The organism is Pseudomonas sp. P1.8 (assembly GCF_001269805.1).
In the GTDB taxonomy this organism is placed as follows: domain Bacteria; phylum Pseudomonadota; class Gammaproteobacteria; order Pseudomonadales; family Pseudomonadaceae; genus Aquipseudomonas.
On sequence record NZ_LHVM01000013.1, the window covers coordinates 645354 to 664913 of the forward strand.

The 19560-nt window shown below is 54.3% G+C and carries 16 protein-coding genes and 1 pseudogene; 12 read left to right on the plus strand and 5 right to left on the minus strand.

Features of this window, described 5'->3' with window-relative positions; all coding sequences use genetic code 11:
* Window positions 1-928: 928 nt before the first annotated feature.
* Genes AD668_RS13515 through AD668_RS30360 form a run of 4 tightly spaced genes read left to right on the plus strand, consistent with a single transcriptional unit; the run spans window position 929 to window position 5424 of the window.
* Entirely contained in the window at window positions 929-2758 is a 1830-nt protein-coding gene (locus AD668_RS13515; protein WP_053159481.1) for a Mu transposase C-terminal domain-containing protein, read from the plus strand.
* On the plus strand, window positions 2746-3633 hold the full coding sequence (locus tag AD668_RS13520) for a TniB family NTP-binding protein (RefSeq protein WP_256220648.1): 888 nt from the start codon (window positions 2746-2748) through the stop codon (window positions 3631-3633). Before AD668_RS13515 ends, AD668_RS13520 begins: the two co-directional genes overlap by 13 nt.
* The gene (locus tag AD668_RS13525; protein ID WP_053159483.1) at window positions 3630-4361 is read left to right on the plus strand and encodes a hypothetical protein; all 732 of its coding nucleotides are present in this window, start codon (window positions 3630-3632) and stop codon (window positions 4359-4361) included. The genes AD668_RS13520 and AD668_RS13525 overlap by 4 nt, the downstream gene beginning before the upstream one ends.
* A 1-nt stretch (window position 4362) precedes the next feature.
* Window positions 4363-5424 carry a TniQ family protein gene (locus tag AD668_RS30360; RefSeq protein ID WP_371259799.1) on the plus strand — a complete coding sequence of 354 codons (1062 nt, stop codon included), beginning with the start codon at window positions 4363-4365 and terminating at the stop codon, window positions 5422-5424.
* Between the two features lie 707 nt (window positions 5425-6131).
* On the opposite strand, the gene AD668_RS13535 is transcribed toward AD668_RS30360, so the two are convergent.
* A complete protein-coding gene (locus AD668_RS13535) occupies window positions 6132-6449 on the minus strand; it encodes a hypothetical protein (RefSeq protein WP_053159487.1) in 318 nt (105 codons plus the stop codon).
* Between the two features lie 629 nt (window positions 6450-7078).
* Here AD668_RS13535 and AD668_RS28785 point away from each other — a divergent pair.
* Window positions 7079-7237: pseudogene (locus AD668_RS28785) on the plus strand (nucleotidyltransferase family protein); the annotation flags it as partial.
* Window positions 7238-7294: 57 nt separating this feature from the next.
* Window positions 7295-8445 (plus strand): IS3 family transposase gene (locus tag AD668_RS13545; RefSeq protein WP_156322335.1). Its coding sequence is split into 2 segments (ribosomal slippage): window positions 7295-7529 and window positions 7529-8445, totalling 1152 coding nucleotides; the frame shifts between segments, so codons are not numbered across the junction.
* A gap of 270 nt (window positions 8446-8715) precedes the next feature.
* Here the strand turns inward: AD668_RS13545 and AD668_RS13550 are convergent.
* Entirely contained in the window at window positions 8716-10494 is a 1779-nt protein-coding gene (locus tag AD668_RS13550) for a SulP family inorganic anion transporter (RefSeq protein ID WP_053159491.1), read from the minus strand.
* Window positions 10495-10619: 125 nt separating this feature from the next.
* On the opposite strand from AD668_RS13550, the gene AD668_RS13555 reads away from it, so the two are divergent.
* A complete protein-coding gene (locus AD668_RS13555; RefSeq protein ID WP_053159493.1) occupies window positions 10620-11582 on the plus strand; it encodes a hypothetical protein in 963 nt (320 codons plus the stop codon).
* A gap of 120 nt (window positions 11583-11702) precedes the next feature.
* Entirely contained in the window at window positions 11703-12020 is a 318-nt protein-coding gene (locus tag AD668_RS13560) for a helix-turn-helix transcriptional regulator (RefSeq protein ID WP_053159495.1), read from the plus strand.
* A 46-nt stretch (window positions 12021-12066) separates the two neighbouring features.
* Here the strand turns inward: AD668_RS13560 and AD668_RS13565 are convergent, their stop codons facing one another.
* Complete coding sequence (locus AD668_RS13565) at window positions 12067-13125, minus strand: MBL fold metallo-hydrolase (protein WP_053159497.1); 1059 nt, start codon at window positions 13123-13125, stop codon at window positions 12067-12069.
* Window positions 13126-13340: 215 nt separating this feature from the next.
* Here AD668_RS13565 and AD668_RS13570 point away from each other — a divergent pair, with 215 nt between their 5' ends.
* A complete protein-coding gene (locus AD668_RS13570; RefSeq protein ID WP_053159501.1) occupies window positions 13341-13949 on the plus strand; it encodes a TetR/AcrR family transcriptional regulator in 609 nt (202 codons plus the stop codon).
* Between the two features lie 207 nt (window positions 13950-14156).
* On the opposite strand, the gene AD668_RS13575 is transcribed toward AD668_RS13570, so the two are convergent.
* Window positions 14157-14483: a DUF2025 family protein gene (locus AD668_RS13575; protein ID WP_053159504.1), complete on the minus strand. Its 327-nt coding sequence runs from the start codon at window positions 14481-14483 to the stop codon at window positions 14157-14159.
* A gap of 217 nt (window positions 14484-14700) precedes the next feature.
* Between AD668_RS13575 and AD668_RS13580 the strand changes: the two genes are divergently transcribed.
* Together AD668_RS13580 and AD668_RS13585 are read left to right on the plus strand one after the other, a co-directional pair.
* Entirely contained in the window at window positions 14701-15828 is a 1128-nt protein-coding gene (locus AD668_RS13580; RefSeq protein WP_053159506.1) for a glycerophosphodiester phosphodiesterase, read from the plus strand.
* 180 nt (window positions 15829-16008) lie between these two features.
* On the plus strand, window positions 16009-16317 hold the full coding sequence (locus tag AD668_RS13585) for a PepSY domain-containing protein (RefSeq protein WP_053159508.1): 309 nt from the start codon (window positions 16009-16011) through the stop codon (window positions 16315-16317).
* Window positions 16318-16508: 191 nt separating this feature from the next.
* Here the strand turns inward: AD668_RS13585 and AD668_RS13590 are convergent, their stop codons facing one another.
* Window positions 16509-18134, minus strand: a complete 1626-nt coding sequence (locus AD668_RS13590) for a methyl-accepting chemotaxis protein (RefSeq protein ID WP_053159510.1) — start codon at window positions 18132-18134, stop codon at window positions 16509-16511.
* A 272-nt stretch (window positions 18135-18406) separates the two neighbouring features.
* Between AD668_RS13590 and AD668_RS13600 the strand changes: the two genes are divergently transcribed.
* A complete protein-coding gene (locus AD668_RS13600) occupies window positions 18407-19429 on the plus strand; it encodes a transporter (RefSeq protein ID WP_053159513.1) in 1023 nt (340 codons plus the stop codon).
* The last annotated feature ends 131 nt before the right edge of the window (window positions 19430-19560 follow it).

The following is a 19560-nucleotide window of genomic DNA, read 5'->3' on the forward strand; positions in this document are numbered from 1 at the left end:
CCTAGAGAAATATACCAGTTCTAAAAGTTCAGAACGATCGCTTCCTGTTTCCCCTCGCGAAGCTGTTGCTAAAGGAGCGTTTACTAACACGGGGTATCACAGAGGACTCCAATCGGCAGCGACTCCTCAGCTACAGCCTTGTAAACGGCAACAAATTGGATACATGCCTCGTAAACGATGGTCAGCGCGCGGCAAAGCTCTCAGTAATCCCCATAGGGCATTGGAGGACACGTTACGTCGACGTTTAACCTCAGTTGGCTACGAAAGGAGGAAGGGGCTAGTTACCCCCTTGCTATGCCATTGAAGGCGGAGTGTGGCTCACGGGCTGAGATTGCAAGCGCTCTGATAGACTGACTTGGCTCGCTTTTGAAAAATAAAAGCAGCTTTTCTGATTCAAAAATCCAAACTTTTTGCCGCCGGAGCCTCATATCAGACTCCAGTTTATGGAATAGTGTCATTATCTTGTCGGTTATTTCGGGTCGCAAAACCCAAGAAACTCTTACAAGGCTGACAATTGACTCGGGACTGCTTCAAGAATTCTCCTCTCCAACGTGAACGCGGTTCATATCTAAAGAGTCCAGGGTTAAATTTTATTCAGTTTAGCTGTAGATATTGAATATATTGACACTTCATGGGAGGAGTGGAAAGCAATATAAAATAATAGTCCATGAGTCGTGAATTCGGTGCTTACAGGTGCTTGGCTCATTTGTTGCTAAGAGTGAGCTTGTCAATTTATGCGATATTTTTAAACTTAGTGTCAATTTACCCAATATTAGCTCAAGCCCTTCGTCAATAAACGTAATATAAGTCAACGCCTAACACAAAATTAGTTGATGCCTAACGTCAATTATATGACCGTTGACAAGCTTCGTGGTCATAGAGCTATGCTTGCGCACCCAGAATTTCAACCAGTCGGTGCCGAGCCTTTATGTTGCAACCCATCGTCGAAGGAAACTTAGTTAGTTTTGAGGAAAATGTATATCGAGTAATAGCTCGTGGAACTGACGGCAACATCACCCTAAAAAGCCTGGAAAGTGAGCAATCCTTTGATGTGCTCTTTACTCAGGTAAAGCTGGTTGAGGTCGATCAAGAAAAACACGAGTTATACAACGATCGCCGTTTGATCTGGCTGGAACAAACTGAAGTCAATCCCAAAGAGTTGGCTATTGCTTCGGATCGAGCGAGAAATATTAATGACTACCTTCAGGGTAAAGTTACGCGGGCAGAGCTTATCGAGAAGCTCGGCTCATCAGAAACAACGATTCGACGTTTATTGCGGAGATATGACCCAGAACTTGGTGCTGTTTCGCTTGTTAGAAGTGTCAGGGGGCGTAAAAAAAATTCACGATTGCTTTCTGATATTCAAGAGAAAATCATGGAGAAAGCAATATCGAAGCGACTTAATGATAAAACAAAAAAATTAGAGGCGTTTTCTTCGCTTTGGGAATATGTCGACTCTCTATGTCATACCATGGGGGTTACAACTCCGAGTCTTAATGCTCTAAGGCGAAGGCTTGAATCGTTCGGGCCGAAAACCGTTTACTCTCTTTTGCACGGCAGAGAGCCGATGCTTCAAAAGTTTGATCTGAAGCCAGGGATGATTAATGTAGATACCATACTTAGCATGGTTCAAATCGACCATACACGGGTGGATGTAATTATCTGCGACGAGAATGGACGACCACTCATGCGGCCTTGGCTGACGGTAGTTATCGACCTCAAGAGTCGCATTATTCTTGGTTACTATCTTGCCCTCCATCCCCCTAGCTCACTTAGCGTTGCCATGGCGATGCTGTCTGCCTGTTTTCCCAAGCAAGACTTTCCGATCGCACTTGGTGGTGGTCAGAACACTCGCCATAGGTTTTGGGGATTGCCTCTTGCATTAGGTATGGATAACGCCGCGGAATTCACTAGCCCAGAACTCGAAGCCACCCTTCAATTCTACAAAATCCTCATTTTGCTGCGGCCTGTTGGTAAAAAGCATTATGGAGGGCACGTTGAAAGGATCATTGGTACGCTGATGGGGAAGGTGCATCTTCTGCCAGGTACTACCTACTCTAACGTGCTGAAGAAAGCAGACTACGACTCTGCCAAGCATTCGGCCATGACCTTTTCAGCATTTTGTGAGTGGTTCGCAAATGAAGTGGCCATTTATCATGGGCGTGCTCATGAAGGGTTGAATAGACTTGCTCCGTTCGAGGTTTGGGATGCGGAGATGGCCAAGAAGGGGCCAGGTTACGTACCTCCTATGCCGGGTAACTTTCAAACATTTGCTCTTGACTTCTTTCCAAGTGTGATACGAACGGTGCAACCAAAGGGTGTCGAGTTTAGTAGGTCATTCTACTCTTCGGCAATACTCAGAAGGTTCGTTGGGTCACGACTTTCGTTTAAGTATAACCCGTTGAACCTTTCGAAAATATGGTTGCGCCAAGATGGCCGGTATCATGAAATTCCTTATTCTGATTTGACGAAAACACCAGTCTCATATAGCGAATACTGGGCGTTTTCACGACCTCGCGACCGTCGTCCAGGAACACTTGTGGACGAGGCGTTGCACCAAGTTCGTTTGGAGAACTATGAGTTAGTGGAAAATTCAAAGGCCACCACTAAACGACTTCGGCAAAACGTCGCCAAGAAAGTTGCGGCCGCTGAAACTATGTCTTTTCTTTCCTATGGCGGGGAAGGGCATTTGCTTCAGGGGAAAACCAAAGAACTTAGTGCTGATCAAACTCGTAAAAAATTGAAGTGGGAGAATTGATTTTGGTTGGAGAACATTTGCATGAGAGTCAGCGTTATGCATTGGCCTTGTCAGATGAGGAGCGTTGCCAGATCATCCGGCAAGACATCAAGGTCGACACAGAGCATTTACTCACCGTTTCAAACATCGTTCATAATATGCTTAGCATCGTACGTGGCAGTATGGAGGCTCCATGCTTAGTGGTGTCCGCCGGTTCTAATCATGGGAAAACGACAATTTGCAATGCGGTTAGGGGGATGGATGCCTCATGGCGCCATAAAGTTAGATATGTCACCTTTGTCAAGGACACTGAAAAAACTAAGCCTATGGCGAAGCTCTTGTCGGCATTGGGTGTGGATCCTGGGAAAGGTGGAGTTCCTATTAGTATGGTAGCCGAATACTGCATCGCTAACGATATTCGCGGTGTATTTATGGATGAGTTCCATGACTCTATTAAGGGGCTTTCTAAGGGTGAGCAGGATACATTTCTCTCCCTTTTGCGAGGGTTATGCGGGGCCCCTGCTTATCTCAGTTTTTTCGTTTTCGGTATCGATGAGGCTCTCAATGCGCTCGCAATTGACGCCCAGTATGTACGCCGATTTGAGCTTTACGAACTTACTCCGTGGTCTAAAACAGATGCAGAGTATCTTAATTTCTTGGATACTTGGGAAGAAATCGTCCCCCTCGCTAAGAAATCGCATCTTTCCTCTAAGCCAATCGCCGATTATATTTATGGGGTCACATCGGGCATAATTGGAAATATATGCTCTCTACTTCGAGCTGCGGCCTGTTTGGCAGTAATATGGGGAGATGAAAAGATTACTCTTAAGTGCTTGCAGGCCGCTAATCGGTCGAAATGGAATACCCGCGTACTCCCATCAGAAGTTGACGAATGAAGTATCTACTGTGTCCGAAGCAGTATCAAGCACAGCAGGGTATCATGCGAGGCTTTTCTGATAACGTATTCACTATTTTGGGCGGAGAGGCCCGTACAGGAAAGACTACAGTTGCCTTGAGGCTACTTAAAAATGCCGACTCGGCACGAGTCTATACTGCTTATGTGCCTGGAAGGTTTACTAAGGCATATGGCAACGTCTACTCGGCATTCGCGGCAGCTTTGGGTCTTCCCTTGAGCAGTCATTTTATGGCTTTTCGGAATGTCGAATATGCACTTGAGGATCTGATCGGTGGTCGAGAGTTTCGCCTAGTGTTCGACGATGCACGTGTTCACTTTGGCGGCGGTGCGGAGCAACGAAATAATTCTATTGATTTAGTCGGGGCCCTGCTACGGCGATTTCAAAATCTAAAGATATTGGCTGTGTCTGGGCCCAATATTTTAGACGGGGATCTGAAAAAGGTCGTTGCTAAGGAGGCTCGCTATGTAGACATCGGCTTGTGGCAGGATGACCAACAGTTCCGAATCTTCATTACAAGGGTTGGGGTGGCATGTGGATTCAAACGATCTCAGTTGCTCAATGACGATTTTATCAAGGGTCTTCTAGATAGATCTCATGGCGCCAGTGGCGCTCTCATTCAGATCCTCCAGACACTAGCGCGAAACCCCAGCTACAACGATTGTGCATCTTTGCCAGTTGAATGTCTGCGTAACATGTGGGATTTCTGACGTGCTCGACGAGTTCTCATCAGGGGCAGCGCCTCGCTTCGTTCTAGGAGAAACGCTGCTTTCCTGGGTGATGCGGGGGCTTGCCCACAATAGGCTCCGGAACCCTCACTTGTTTCGGGAGGCAATTAATCGAGGCCTTTCTATCCCCAAACGGGTTGTTCCCGGCATAGTGGAGTCGTGGCCTTTCCCTGAATTCGAGGACATTGAGTTTGATTGTGCCACTGAACTTTTCAAAGTCATGCGTGGTACCTATGGTACCGATGGGGTTTTGTTGCAGCAGCTATTTGCCTCCCGGCAGTCTCGTTTACTTCACATCCATTACCGGCACGCCTACTGCTCCACATGTCTAAAAGAAAGCATGCGGAGAACAGGGTTTCCCATTTGGCGCCAATCTTGGTGTTACACGACCAGCGCATACTGCGTTGAGCACCAACGCGTGTTGGTGAGGCCTCGAGATACGTTTACCCCCGAAAGACGAATCTGGGACGCTTATCTCTATTCCAGAGAGGAGCGGCCAGTAAAGCACTCTTTGTTTGATCGGCGGATGGCGGGAATCACAATACGCGTACAGCAATGGATTGAGTCTCTGGTGGTAGGGCAGGCCCTCAACGAAGGGGTGGAAACTCTGTACGGACTGCTGCTTGCGAAGCGAACGGTGTTTGCACCCGGTGGGATAGCATCAGCCGGGTTTTCACGCACTCAACAACCTCTGTGCAAAGTGAACCTGAATCTGCATGAGCGCATAGTGTTCGGATTGAATGACAGTGATCCGTATCAGCGGATGGGGGCTTTGCTGTTGATCGGATGGGTGAGCGGTATGGTTTCACAAGCAGAAATCGTTTACTTGGGGCGCCATGACTATTGCGTTCGCAGAACGTTGCCTCCCTCACCGCAGCAATTCGGACGCTTGGTAAGTTTGGCCCTAAGTCCAGTGGACGTGATGGTTGTTCGAGAGAGTCTGGTCAAGCTGGGGGCGATATCATCCACCATGATGTCGAGTTTTTTGGAAGGTTTGGATGAAGCCACATCCCGCTCCCTTCGTTCAAGCCGGCCAAAGCGTTAAATCGTCCACGCGTCAATGGGCGAAATCGTATCGCAGGGTGTGAGGTCTTCAAGACCAAGATTGTCTCAATCAAGATCTGGAAGATCTAGATCTAAGAACCTCACCAGCTAGAGAGTTACGACTAGAGCGACCCGCAAGGTTCACGTATACCGGTGACACCTTGGGGCGAGGTGATGTTGCGCCGGTGACTATTGAGCAGATCAAATCTAAATTTGGCGAGCTCCATTTCTTTTACGACGGTGATGATTCGTACTGTCGTGGAGCGGTTGATTTGGCAGAGAGGCTTCCTCTGGAAACTTGTGAGAGGTGCGGGTCTTCTGGCAGCCTTGTCGGAGGGCAGTGGGTTAGCACGCTGCGTTCGACCCACAACGGTGGCAGTACAGAATCAAGCCGTAGGAGCTGACTGATTTAACTGGGATGGCGAGCCGCTGAGCGCGGGCAGGCTGTCGTGAACCGAGCTTCGGCGTACCGCCGAGTCTCGGCCCTTCGGGCTTCCATCCTTCACGCCTTCGGCCGTACCGGCCTGCGCGCTCCACTTGCAGCAGGTGCTGAGCGCATCAGTGGATGCCTGCATTACCCGCACAAGGCATTTCCTCATGCTTACCCTAATGGGGGCAATCAAAAAGCCAGACTACCCGATTTCAATCGAGCAGCCTGGCTTGTGCGATGAGATAGGAGTAAGGCAATAAGCCCATCTCAATGGATTCCTAAGACTTTTCCCCTGCCTCAGTCAGATTAGGCGCGCTCGGTGGGACTGCGGGGGCGGGCGTTGCTGGCTGAGGAGGTTGGTTGGCCAATGTTTCTGCAATTTCCGCACAGTTCAGGCCCTCATAGCGGCTGCGGATGTGGTCTTCTGCTCCGCCGCCTTGAATAGCAATTTGGAAAGCTGCTTCGTATGCCTTGGCTCGATCGCTTTGCGTAACGTCGGCAATGATTTCGGCATGTGCCTTTACGGCCTCCAAGGTTTGAACCACCTCGAACACCAGCCCGTTGACCATACCTTGACGCAGTGGTGGTTTTTTCATCAGCTGCAGCTCCCTCAGAATGGAGTCGACATTTGGTACATGTCTAAGCCAAGCACAGATTCAAAGTTATGCAAATATTATGATAAATATCAGTGGTTTATGTGTTTTTCAGTCACTTACGCTAGAACAATGACTTGGAAAGCTTTCCTGATGAAACACCTGAGATTGGGCTTTTAGAAGCCTAGAGCATTCAGGGCGGCTTCTGGCTTCCAGAACATGATGATGCAATCTCGGTGGTCACGATTGTCGAGCTGACAAAGTACGACGACTGAAACGAGCGCGATCTTCGAACGAAGCCCAAATTCGACTAACACGGAGCGTGTTGAGCGGGTTTACGTGGTGTGATTTGAAGCTGTCCAATGATCTGAGGTTGATTAACTGCGATCAGTCGGTCGCATTTGTACGCTCGGAGTCCTCTAGTTCCTTTTCGGGCGGCAGGGATCGATCTAAATTCATTGGGCTATCCATCCACTCTTGCCTCGGCATACTCAGGCAATTTCTTAGATCTCGATCAGCATCATTATCATTTGATAGTAGATCAGGCCACATTGAGCGAAGCGTCACTTTGCATAGACACGCTGATCTCATGCTCTTCTTATCTGAGACTCTGACGATCCGTCGACCTGCTATCTGTGAAAAACCAAGCGAGAATGTATGTTCAGAACGGCGATGAGCCCTATCAGTCGGCGACCGATGCAATGCGTTACTGGCCAGTAACCGCCACAGCGGTAGCGTTAAGACTGCGAGAAGACGGCACATGCGAAATCGCTGCGCCGCTGGGGCTGAATCGCCCCGGGTTTCGTAGACACCTCTTTGCCTTAAACTGAGGCCAATTAGGAGGTGCCATGAGCAACCCGCGTTACCCCGAAGAATTCAAAATCCAAGCGGTCAATCAAGTGACCGAAAAGAAGCTGCCTGTCGCTGATGTAGCGGCCCGTCTTGGCGTGTCGACGCATAGCCTCTACGCCTGGATAAAGCGCTACAGCAAACCTCAAGAAGAACGGCAGCAGGACGATGATCAGCACGCTGAACTGCGTCGTCTGCGAGCAGAACTCAAGCGGGTTACTGAAGAGCGAGACATCTTAAAAAAGGCCGCCGCGTACTTTGCCAAGGAGTGCGGTTGAAGTACGCCTTTATCAAGCAGCGAGCAGATGACTATTCCATACGACGGCTTTGCCTGACGCTGAAAGTCCACCCCAGTGGGTATTACGCCTGGTTGTCTGAGCCGCAATCTGCACGCGCCAAAGACGACCAACGACTGCTGGGTTTGATCAAGCATTCATGGCTGGAAAGTGGCGGCGTTTATGGCTATCGCAAAATCCATGACGATCTGCGCGAGGTCGGTGAAGACTGTGGTCGCCATCGTGTAGCGAGGCTGATGCGTCTTGAAGGTCTGCGCTCTCAGACAGGGTATCGACGTCGCCCTGGAAAGTACGGCGGTAAGCCAGCGGTCGCCTCACCCAATTTGCTGAAGCGCCAGTTCGATGTCGTGGAACCCAACAAGGTTTGGGTCACCGACATCACCTACATTCGTACATATGAAGGCTGGTTGTACTTGGCTGTGGTGCTGGATCTGTTTTCTCGTCAGGTTGTAGGCTGGTCAATGAAGTCTCAGATGACCAGTGATTTGGCTATTGATGCGTTATTGATGGCGGTTTGGAGGCGTAAACCGAAACAAGAGGTAATGGTTCATAGCGACCAAGGTAGCCAGTACAGCAGCTCCGATTGGCGCAGCTTTTTGAAGGCGAACAATTTGGTTGCCAGCATGAGTCGCCGAGGCAACTGTCATGATAATGCCGTGGCCGAGAGCTTTTTCCAGCTTCTGAAACGGGAACGGATCAAGCGGAAAATTTACACCACGCGGGAAGATGCTCGTAGTGATGTGTTCGATTACATCGAGATGTTCTACAACGCAAAACGTCGTCATGGTTTCAACAATCAGCTGTCGCCGGTAGAGTTTGAAAGGCGTTACGCAATGAGCTTGCAAGGTGTCTAGAGAATCCGGGGCGATTCACTACAGCCGCAGGAAATTTATCCTACAACGGTAACTACATTGCCATCACGGGTAAAGCAGTACTGAGAGGCGGATCTATTACGTAGATTGGAAGCATTCGATCACCGATCATCAGGCAGAAGCTCTAAGGAGTGAACTCCATTTGGACACTCCGGTGACGGATCTTGTTTAAGTGGCGTGCTCACCGACGCCATCGCGAGCAAGCTTGCTCCTACAGAGGATTGGCGGCGCTCACAGCAAGCCATTCCCCACTCAACGCCCCTCCTCCCCCTCCTCATAACCCACCCGATAATTCGCCACATAACTATCCACTGCCGTCCCAATCGTTGGAAAAAACGCCGTCTCCCCCAACCGTGCAAACAACCCGAACCGCTTCAGCTTGTCCTTCACCGGGTCTTTCATCTCGGCAATACACAACTCAATACCCGCCGCATGCAAGGTGTCGTCCAGCTCAGCCAGCATGTCGGCGGAGGTGACGTCGACGCTGGTGACCGGTTCGGCGGCGACCACCAGCCAGCGCACGGGTGTGGGGGATGCGGCGACGGCGTCCAGGACTCGGTCGTTGAATTGTTCGGCGTTGGCGAAAAACAGCGGGGCGTCCCAGCGGAACAGGACCAGGCCGGGGATTCGGCGGGCGTCGGGGTAGCGTTTGATGTCGTGGTAGCCCTTTACGCCATCGGCGCGGCCCAGTACGGCGGAGTATGGGCGCCAGGCGTCCCAGAGGAATTCGATGATCGCGATCACGATGGCCAGGCCGATGCCTTCGATGGCGCCGAACACGGCCACGCCGACGGTGCAGACGATCGACAGCCAGCATTCCCAGCGCTGGATGCGGTAAATCCGGCGCAGGTCGCTGATTTCGATCAGGCCGATGGCCGAGGCGATCACAACGGCGGCCAGTGCGCTGGACGGTAGGTGTTGCAGCAGGTCCGGTGCGACCACCAACAGCAAGGCAACCGCCAGTGCGCCGACCACGCCGGTCAGTTGGGTTTTGGCTCCGGCGGCTTCGGCCACGGGGGTTCGGGACGAGCTGCTGCTGATGGGGAAGCCCTGGAACAAACCGGCGGCGAGGTTGGCGACGCCGAGGCCCACCATTTCCTGATTCGGGTTGACGTAGGTGCGGGTGCGCGCCGCATAAACGCGGGAGAGCACGCTGGTGTCGGCGAACGAGACGAGGGCGACGGCGCAACCGCCGATCAACACCGGGACGATGTCGGCGCGGGTGATCCAGGGGATGGCGAACCCGGGCAAGCCTTGCGGAAGTGAGCCGAGAACCGACACACCGGCGCGCGTCGCCAGGTCGAGGACGCCCACGGCGATAGTGGCGCCAACCACGGCGATCAGGATGCCCGGTAGTCGCGGCCAGCGTTTGAGTAGCAGGATGACCGCGAGGGTGAGCGCGCCCACAATAAAGGTGGTCCAGTTGGTTTTTCCGTCCATCACCGCTGTAACGATGGCCCAGATGTTTCTCAATGGGCCGTCGGACTCAATCGAGAAACCGAACATTTTCGGCATTTGGCTGATCAATACGGTCAGCGCGATGCCGTTCATGTAGCCGTAGCGAATCGGTTTGGAGAGCAGCTCGGTGATGAATCCCAGGCGAGCCAGACCGGCCAGGATGCACACCGCCCCCGAGACCAGCGCCATCATACCCGCCAACGCGACGGCGCGCTGTGGGTCGCCCCCGGAGAGTGGAATGATGACTGCCAGGATGACCGCTACGAGTGAGGAATCCGGCCCCATCACCAGAATGCGGCTGGGGCCGAACAAGGCGTAGGCCAGCAGCGGAACGATGGTCGCGTACAGGCCATAAATGCCGGGCACGCCCGAGGCCACTGCGTACGCAATGCCGACCGGCACCAGCATCGTGGTCAGCACCAGGCCGGCCACGATGTCGTAGCGCAACCAACTCAATTGATACTCACGCAGCATGATCAGCCCCGGCAGCCAACGGCGCCAACCGGTCTGTTCATCCCTGCGGGCTATCCGGCCCGGTTCCGGGAGTGGAGGCGAATCATCTGTCTGGCTCATGGTTTCGCCCTTAATAATCAGTGTGTCATGCCGCAACCGTGCACAGCGGCGGCGAAATGACCTGAGTGTAGCTATTGCCCGGAACGCGCCATAAGCTGATCACTTAAAGGCCAAAGAACCCCACCATGAAATTCGATCTCGCCTACTGCCTCAGCCTCAACGACAAGTTGTCGATCTATGACGTACGTGATCTGAATTTTGACGAAACGGTGGCGTTCGACTCGGCCAAGGAACACTTCCAGTGCCCCAACGACGCCTGTCGCGCAGCCTTCGATGTGGCGAATGAGCTGGGGACGCTCAACGCCAAGAATGTGAATTACGTACGCACGCCGCACTTCAAGAACCTGCCGACAACGCGGCATGCCGATGGCTGCCCTTATGTCAGCCTGAAGGCGCCAGCGTCGGGTGTGGACGCGGAAACGGATGACAGCCGTGAGGAACATTTTCCGTCGGAATTGTTACTGACTCGACGCGAATATGTGCGCAAGCCGTCCCGCCCAGCAGGAAGTGCAGACGTTCAACAGGATGAGCCCGTGGTTCCTTCGGCGATCAGCAACACCGATCAGCCAAGCCGCGACTCCGCCCCCGACAAGACCAGCGTCTTCGCCCATCCGGTAGAGTGTTTCGTGTCGAATTTCGAAGACAAGGAACTGCTCAAGCGCATGCCACTGAAGATTGGTGAGCACACGGCGCCTTATGCGTCGTTCTTCAAGAAAATCGAATACCTGCAAGACAACAAGGGCCTGATTTACTGGGGCAAGATCAAGCAGATCAAGGACTACACCCAAAGCTTTCGTATCGATTTCGAGAAGAAGGTCTGGTTCGAGAAGAAGCCATATTCGGTCAATGTTTACCTGAGCAAGAAGCTGATCGACACCTACCGCAAGCGCAAGGCGTTCCTCGAGGAGATCAAGCACGCGATCGAGAGCGGGCAGGCGTTGTATTGCTTCTTCTATGGCGTGACGCCGGAGTTGAAGCAGGTGCCAAGCAAGAAAAACCCCGAGCAGACGTTCGGGGTGTTCAGCGCGAACATTGAGAATCTGGATCACTTTATCGTGCGGGAGGCGCCGGGGTTGGCGGACAAATAAGCGCCGTGCCGTTTGTCTGGCTGAAATGAAAAATCAAAAATTGCATTTGATTCGGGCTCAAAACAACTGTACAAAAACACAGTGCATTTTGAATCAACTCTCTCGAGCCCGGAGAACACCATGGCCTCTCAAGCGATGAAAATCACCCTGGAACGTATCGCCCTCTTCCAATTCACCCCCGCCCACTGCGCCCAGGCCCGAGCGATGCTGGGCTGGAGTGTGGAGACGTTGTCCCGTGAAGCCGGTGTTTCGGCAAATGCGATTGAACGCTTCGAGGCGCGTCAGGACGTGCTGGATGTCACACGGTTGGCGCTGGCCTATCGGTTTGAATCTGAGGGACTGGTGTTCTTCCCGGGGTTTGCACCGGGGCGCGGGATGAATGTGAGAGGGTCTACGCCGAACCCGGTTGGGCGGGCGGATTTTGCGATGGTCGAATGAGCGCTTGGCGCGGGCCGCTAAACAGCAAGCGGCCCGATGCAGTACCTCACGTGTTCTGCACCACCACCCGCTCATTCTCCTCTTCCATCACCAACCACCAAGCCTCACCACGCTTCGGATGCATCAGGTTGAACGCCTCGCCCATCTGCGGCGTGGTGATCGATACGTTGCGTTCCCAGGCCAGGGCCAGGATGCGATCGAAGGGTTCGTACCAGGCGTGGGTCGACAGGTCGAAAGTGCCATTGTGGATCGGAAACAGCCAGCGGCCCTTGAGGTCGAGGTGGGCTTGCAGGGTTTGTTCGGGTTGCATGTGCACGTGCGGCCAGTCGACGTTGTAGGCGCCGGTTTCCATCAGGGTCAGGTCGAACGGGCCGTACTGTTCGCCGATGCGTTTGAAGCCATCGAAATAGCCGCTGTCGCCGCTGAAGAAGATTCGCGTATCGCCGTCGATCATCACCCATGAGGCCCAAAGGGTGCTGTTGCTGTCGAACAACCCACGACCGGAAAAGTGTTGCGACGGGGTGGCGATGAACTGGATGCCGTCGATTTCTGTGCCTTGCCACCAATCGAATTGACGGACTTTGCTGGCATCGATGCCCCATTTGATCAGCGTGTCGCCTACGCCCAGTGGTGTCAGGAAGTGCTTGGTCTTGTCTGCCAGTTTCAGCACGGCCGCATGATCCAGGTGATCATAGTGGTCGTGGGACAGGATCACCGCTTCGATCGGTGGTAAGTCTTCCAGGCTGATCGGTGGCTGGTGAAAACGCTTGGGCCCGGCCCATTGAATGGGTGACGCGCGTTCGGCGAAGACCGGGTCGGTAATCCAGAATTTGTCGCGCAGCTTGAGTAATACAGTGGAATGGCCGAGTCGGTAGACGCTGTGGTTCGGCGCGGCGATCAACGCTTCTTGGGTCAGGGGTTGCACCGGCACAGGTGCGCTCGGGCGAGTGTTGCGCGGTTTGTGAAACATGGCGTTCCACAGGATGCCCATGGTTTTACCGAAGCTCAAACGCTGAATTGGCGTGTGGTTCTGGTACTGCCCTTGAGCCTGTCGGGACGCTTCTGGTGTGGAGGCGTTATCCGCCGGGGACATTGAATTGGCCATGACTGAATGACTCCAGAAAAAACGCATGCAACGCGGTTTTCCGTTTTGGGACGATAAATGGCCAAAGCACGCACGCATCAGCCGAACACTCTATTTTTACTGTGCAGGATTAACAAAACATTACACTGCACAGTGTAGTTTCAAGGTTGCATCAAAGCCGATGCCAAGTAAACTGGTGAGTGTAATTTCACTGTCCATCCTGCCGAAGCGTATTTATGACAGCTCAACAGCGCCTCACTGACCGAAAACGCGAAGCCATCATTCAGGCGGCGATTGCCGAGTTTCGCGACAACGGTTTCGAGATCACCAGCATGGACAGGATTGCCGCCACTGCCGGCGTGTCGAAGCGCACGGTGTACAACCACTTCCCCAGCAAGGAAGAGTTGTTTGCCGAAATCCTCAACCAGTTATGGGTACGAGTGACGGCGGAACAGGAAACGTCCTACCGCCCTGATGAGCCCTTGCGCGACCAATTACGCCAATTGCTGACCGCGAAATTGCAAATGCTGAGCGATGACAATTTTCTCGATCTGGCACGAGTCGCCATCGCTGCGACCATCCATTCTCCCGAGCGCGCCCAAAGCATGGTTTGCCGAATAGGTGAACGCGAAGAAAATCTGACTGCGTGGATTCGTGCGGCTCAGGCCGATGGGCGGCTAAAAGCCGTTGCTCCCGAGTTTGCCGCGCAGCAGGTTCATGGATTGCTCAAATCCTTTGCATTCTGGCCGCAGATTTCCATGGGCATGCCCGGTTTGTCAGCCGAGATGCAAGGCACCGTAGTGGAGTCTGCACTGGATATGTTTCTGGCCTGTTATCAGGTGTGATAAGTGACATGTTCGGCTGCTGAGTAAAGCGGCCGTGATCCTCAAGTTTACCGTTGCAATGTATTTCAGGGCAGTGTGTTTGGGGCCGCCATCGCTAGCAGGCTAGCTCCCACAGGGGACCAGGGTGCACACAAAGAATGTACCCGCTCCAAAACCTTGTGGGAGCTAGCCTGCTAGCGATGAGGCCCGTCCAATCATCACAAAACCTCAACCCCGCACCAAACTCCGCACCGCCGAAATTTCCGGCACATCCCGACGGTTCATATACACCCGCAACGGTTGGGTAATGTTGATCCGGTCATCGATGTTCTGGTCCAGCAGTAACTGAATCAACTCACGCTTGAGGGTCATCGATTGCGAGGGGCCCACAGCCCAGACAAACTCGCTAGTGGGGATAATGCCGTCATCCGCCACGTCCATGCCGAACGAATCTTCACTGAAGCGCACGATGTAATGGCCGGTCTTGCGGTTGAGGCCGACGAAACCCTTGAGTTGGTCGGCAGCCTGGCAGATGAGCTGGGAAGTGATGCGCATGGTAAACCTCACAGGGTGATCGTTGGTTTACACGCAGAGCAGGCATGGTGATTTCCCTCTGCCGGGGAAGTTGCGAGCAAGCGTACTGCAAACAGGCGCACAAAAGTGCTGACGAACATCAGCTTTAAGCAGGTTTATGTCGGTCTCGCGATAGCGCCCGCAACGCTCAGTTGTTAAAAGGGACGTCTTTGAAAATCATCGCGAAAGGATCTCGACCATGCCTTCAACCATCACTAAAAGCGCCCTGCTGCTGAGCATGCTGCTTGGCCTCAGCCAGGCACAGGCGTCCAGCGAGCCAAGCCCGGCAGCGCTGGCCTCGCGTTCAGGCATCCCGCACCCGGCAGTGATTGCCCACCGTGGCGCGTCTTTCGATGCCCCGGAGTCCACCGCCGCCGCGTACAAACTCGCCCGCGATCTGGGCGCCGATTACCTGGAACTGGACCTGCAACGCAGTAAGGATGGCGTGCTGTTCGCCCTGCACGATAACGACCTGCAACGCACCTCCGACGTTGCCAGCAAGTTCCCCGAGCGCAAGGACAGCCCAGCCAACGCGTTCACCATGGCCGAGCTGAAAACCCTGGATGCCGGCAGCTGGTTCAACTCCGCGTACCCGGATCGCGCGCGTGCGTCCTACGTGGGCCTGAAAATTCTGACCCTCGATGAAATCATCGACATCGCACAAGGCAACTCGCTGCACAAGCCTGGCCTGTACATCGAAACCAAGGAGCCCAAGCAGTTTCCCGGCATCGAGCATGACCTGAAAAAGAAACTGCAGGACCGTGGCTGGCTAAGCCCGGCCGGTTCGAAACTGGCGAAAAGCGAGCTAGCCGTGGGTCAGGGCAAAGGCAAGGTGATCCTGCAAACCTTCGAGAAAAGCAGCCTCGAACTGCTGCAAAAGGAAATGCCTCAGGTACCGAAGATTCTGTTGCTGTGGGTCGCAGAAGGCAGCATCGAGCCGGAGTCGAAAGTCTCGTTTGCCGAGTCCGGTGAGCATGACAAAGCCGCTTACTATGCCAGACAGCACCCCAAGGACAAAGCCGAGTTCCAGCGCTGGGTCGACTACGCCAAAACCCAGGGCGCCATCGGCACCGGCCCTTCCGCAGCGCTCACCCACGGTGGCGATCAGAGTTACTCGGACCTGGTACAACCGTGGATGAACCAGTACACCCACGAACAGGGCTTGCTGGTTCACGTCTACACTATCGACGATGCGGTGGATTACCAGAAAGTCATGGACGCCGGTGTCGACGGTATCTTCACCAACCGCGCCAGCGAACTGCTGAAGTTCTACAAACGCCCGGCCGCCGCCAGCGTGACGCAGGTACTGCAGAACAACGGTTACTAGGACTGACGCAAAATCTGTAAGAGCGTGGTGTGCCCGCGAAGGGGCCATCCGCTCCAACATCAACGTTGATGTCCACGCTCCCACAGTTATTGATGCAAGACATGTAGGAAAATTTAAGGGTGGATTAAGTTACACCGGCTAACCTGATCTCACTTAAACAGCTCAACAAGGAAAGACACCATGAAGACTCTGACTGCCCTGTTCACCGCTGCAGCCATGACGCTCACTGCTGGCCTGGCCCAGGCCAAAGATGTTCCCGTCGATCAGATTCCTCAACTGGTCAAGGACGGCAAGATCAAGCCGCTCGAAGAGCTGAATCAGATCGTGATGAAGCTGCACCCGGGCGCCACCATTACCGACAGCGACCTGGACAAACACTCCACCATTTACGAATACGAAGTCGAACTGCGTGACGCTCAGAATGTTGAATGGGACGTGGACCTGAACGCTACTACCGGCGAAGTCCTGAAGAACAAAAAAGACGACTGATGCATAACGCCTTTTAGGAGCCGGCTTGCTGGCGATGAACGATGACGCGATAAACTTGATGTCCGTGTTGCCTGGATCGCCAGCAAGCCGGCTCCTGCAAGGTCCGTGAGAATGTGATGTTGTCACACAACAAAAAGCCGCACGATCTTCCGATCGTGCGGCTTTTTTCGTCTCTTTGACTACTCAGGCCATCACGCCCTCAGACGTGCCGTCACCTCATTCAACTGCCCCGACAAACCATGCAGGTTGTGACTCGCCGCTTCGGTGCGCTGCACGTTATCCAGATTGGTGCTGGCGATGCTGGTGATCTCGGTGAGGTTGCGCGAGATGTCTTCGGCCACCGAGGTCTGCTCTTCGGCAGCGGTGGCGATCTGGCGATTCATGTCGCGGATCGCCTCCACGGCCAGGGTGATGCGCTCCAGCATGGCACCGGCCTGGGTCACTTGCTCAACGCTTTCATCGCTGCGCGCCTGTCCGCTTTCAATCGCCTGAGCCGCATCGATCGCGCCGGTCTGCACGGTTTGAATGATCTGGTTGATCTCGATGATCGATGCCGCCGTGCGCTGGGCCAGGCTGCGCACTTCATCGGCCACCACCGCGAAACCACGCCCGGCTTCACCGGCACGGGCCGCTTCGATGGCAGCGTTGAGCGCCAGCAGATTGGTCTGTTCGGCAATGCCGCGGATCACTTCCAGCACTTTGCCGATGCGACCGCTGTCGGTTTCCAATTGGCGGATCACGTTGGCAGTGTTGGTGATTTCACCGCGCATCTGGGTGATGGTGTGAATCGTGCCCTGCATGACTTTTTCGCCCTGCTGCGCGTTCTGGTCGGCGTCGTCCGCTGCCCGTGCTGCATCGGCCGCATGACGCGCCACTTCCTGTGCGGTGGCAGACATTTCGTTCATCGCCGTGGCCACCTGATCGGTGCGATTGAACTGCTCGTTGGTGCCACCCGCCATCACGGTCGCAATCGAGTTCAGCTCACCGCTGGCGCTGTCCAGGTCCGAAGCACTGCGCTGCAAACGGCTGAAGGTTTCAGCGAGAAAATCGCGCAGTGTGTTGGCAGCCATTGCCAGTTTTCCCAGTTCATCCTGACGGTGACTGGACACGCGCTCAGCGATACGGCCCTGACTAAGCTGGGCAACATAATCGATCAACTGGCGAATCGGCTCGACCAGGTTGCGATTGACCAGCCACAGGCTCAGCAGGCCAATCAACAACCCCGAGGCCAGCATGACAACGATGCCCAGCCATACCGTGCGATCGGCACTGGCACTGATCAGCGTCGATTGCTCCGCGCCCTGCTTGCGTAACGCGCTGACCAGTTCGCTCATCTGATCGCTGGCCGCACGGTCCACGCCCTTCAGCGCTGCGTCACCGGCCGCCGGGTCACCGCCTGCTGCCACAAAGGCATCACGACCCTTCTGATAGGCCGCCCCCAGCAAACGGTGCTCGTCACGCAAGCGTTCGATACGGGTCTTGAGTTGCGGCTCGATGCCCTTTTGTCCGGCCAGTTCGCCAAGGATGGTCTGCACGTCGCGCTGTCGGTCTTCGAATTGCGCCCAGTACTTGTTCAGGTCTGCCGGCTGCTTGCCACGCAGCAGGACGTTTTTCCACTCCTGAACCTGCACCTTGAATTGCAGGTTGGCCTCATCGATTAATTGCGAGGTATGCAGCGGACCTTCGATCAAATTGGCGTAGTTCTGCACACCACTGGACAGAAAATGAAAGCAGCTCAGGGCGATCAACAGCGTCGCGATCAGACTACCGCTCAGCAGGGCGAGAATTTGCGTTCTCAGGGACTTTTGCAAAAGCATCGAAGGGTACTCATGGCAGGAATGAGGCACGCCCGGTTAAGGCGTGAAAATGTCCGGACTTCTTTGTCTACGGTCTCGGCGGATCGCCGTCGGCGCGCAACTTGACCCAAACGTAATCGGCGTGCCAGAGCGGTTCTTGAGAAAATACCGACCGCCGGTAGCGTTGCGACTGCGGTCTTTTTACTGTCATGAAAACGTCATCTGCGCTTGCGATGATGCCGCTCAGGTGAACCTGTAAAACCTGCGACAGGCGCTTTCCTTTGCGAGCACTCATGAATCACAGCATCGATCAAAGCCATCGGGATCCCGATCTGTTCGGCCTGCTTTATGGATTCAGTTTTCGCCCAGGTGAACGCGGCCGGGAAATCGACTCGGCCGAGGCGTTGCGATGTCTGCAACAGCCGGAGGACGACGAGCAGTTTCTCTGGCTACACCTGAACCTCGCCCACGCCGCGTGCGAGCGCTGGATGAAAAGTCATCTGGAGCTGCCCGATGAGTTTTTCGAAGCACTGCACGAAGGCTCGCGTTCGACACGTATCGAGCACGTCGACTCGGCGCTGCTGGCGGTGGTCAACGATGTAGTGTTCAACCTCAGCAGCATGGTCTCCTCCGATGTCTCGACGTTATGGGTATGCGCCCGTAGCCGTCTGATCATCAGTGCGCGTCTGCAACCGCTGCACTCGGTGGATAAGTTGCGCTCGTCGGTCAAGGCCGGTGAACGCTTTCGTTCGCCTCTGGAACTGCTGGTGCATCTGCTGCGCGACCAGGGCGAAGTACTGACTCAGATCGTGCGCAAGACCAGCCTGAGCGTGGATCAGGTCGAAGACCAATTGCTGTCCTCGCGACTGTCGACCAATCGGGCAGAGCTGGGGGCCAACCGTCGGGTGCTGGTGCGCCTGCAACGGTTGCTGGCGCTGGAGCCGGGGTCATTGCTGCGTCTGCTCAACCGTCCACCGCAATGGCTGCAAAAGGAGGACGTGAAAGAGCTGCGCAAGTCCACCGAGGAGTTTGCCCTGATCATCAATGACCTCACGGCGCTGGGTGAACGGATCAAGCTGTTGCAGGAAGAAATTGCCGCCAACCTCAACGAACAAAGTAACCGCACGCTGTTCACCTTGACGGTGGTGACGGTGCTGGCCTTGCCAATCAACATCATTGCCGGTTTCTTCGGCATGAACGTCGGTGGTGTGCCGCTCTCCCAGGATCCGGAGGGATTCTGGATTCTGGTGGCACTGGTGGCAACGTTCACCGTGATTGCCGGACGCTGGGCATTTCGCAAGCGACAGGATTACTGAACGTCCGTGAAACCTGTAGGAGCGAGCTTGCTCGCGAAAAACCAAACGGCACCGCTGGGTGCCAGGTTTCAAGCGTTATCGTTCACGACCATCGCGAGCAAGCTTGCTCCTACAGGAATGCATTTCAGATT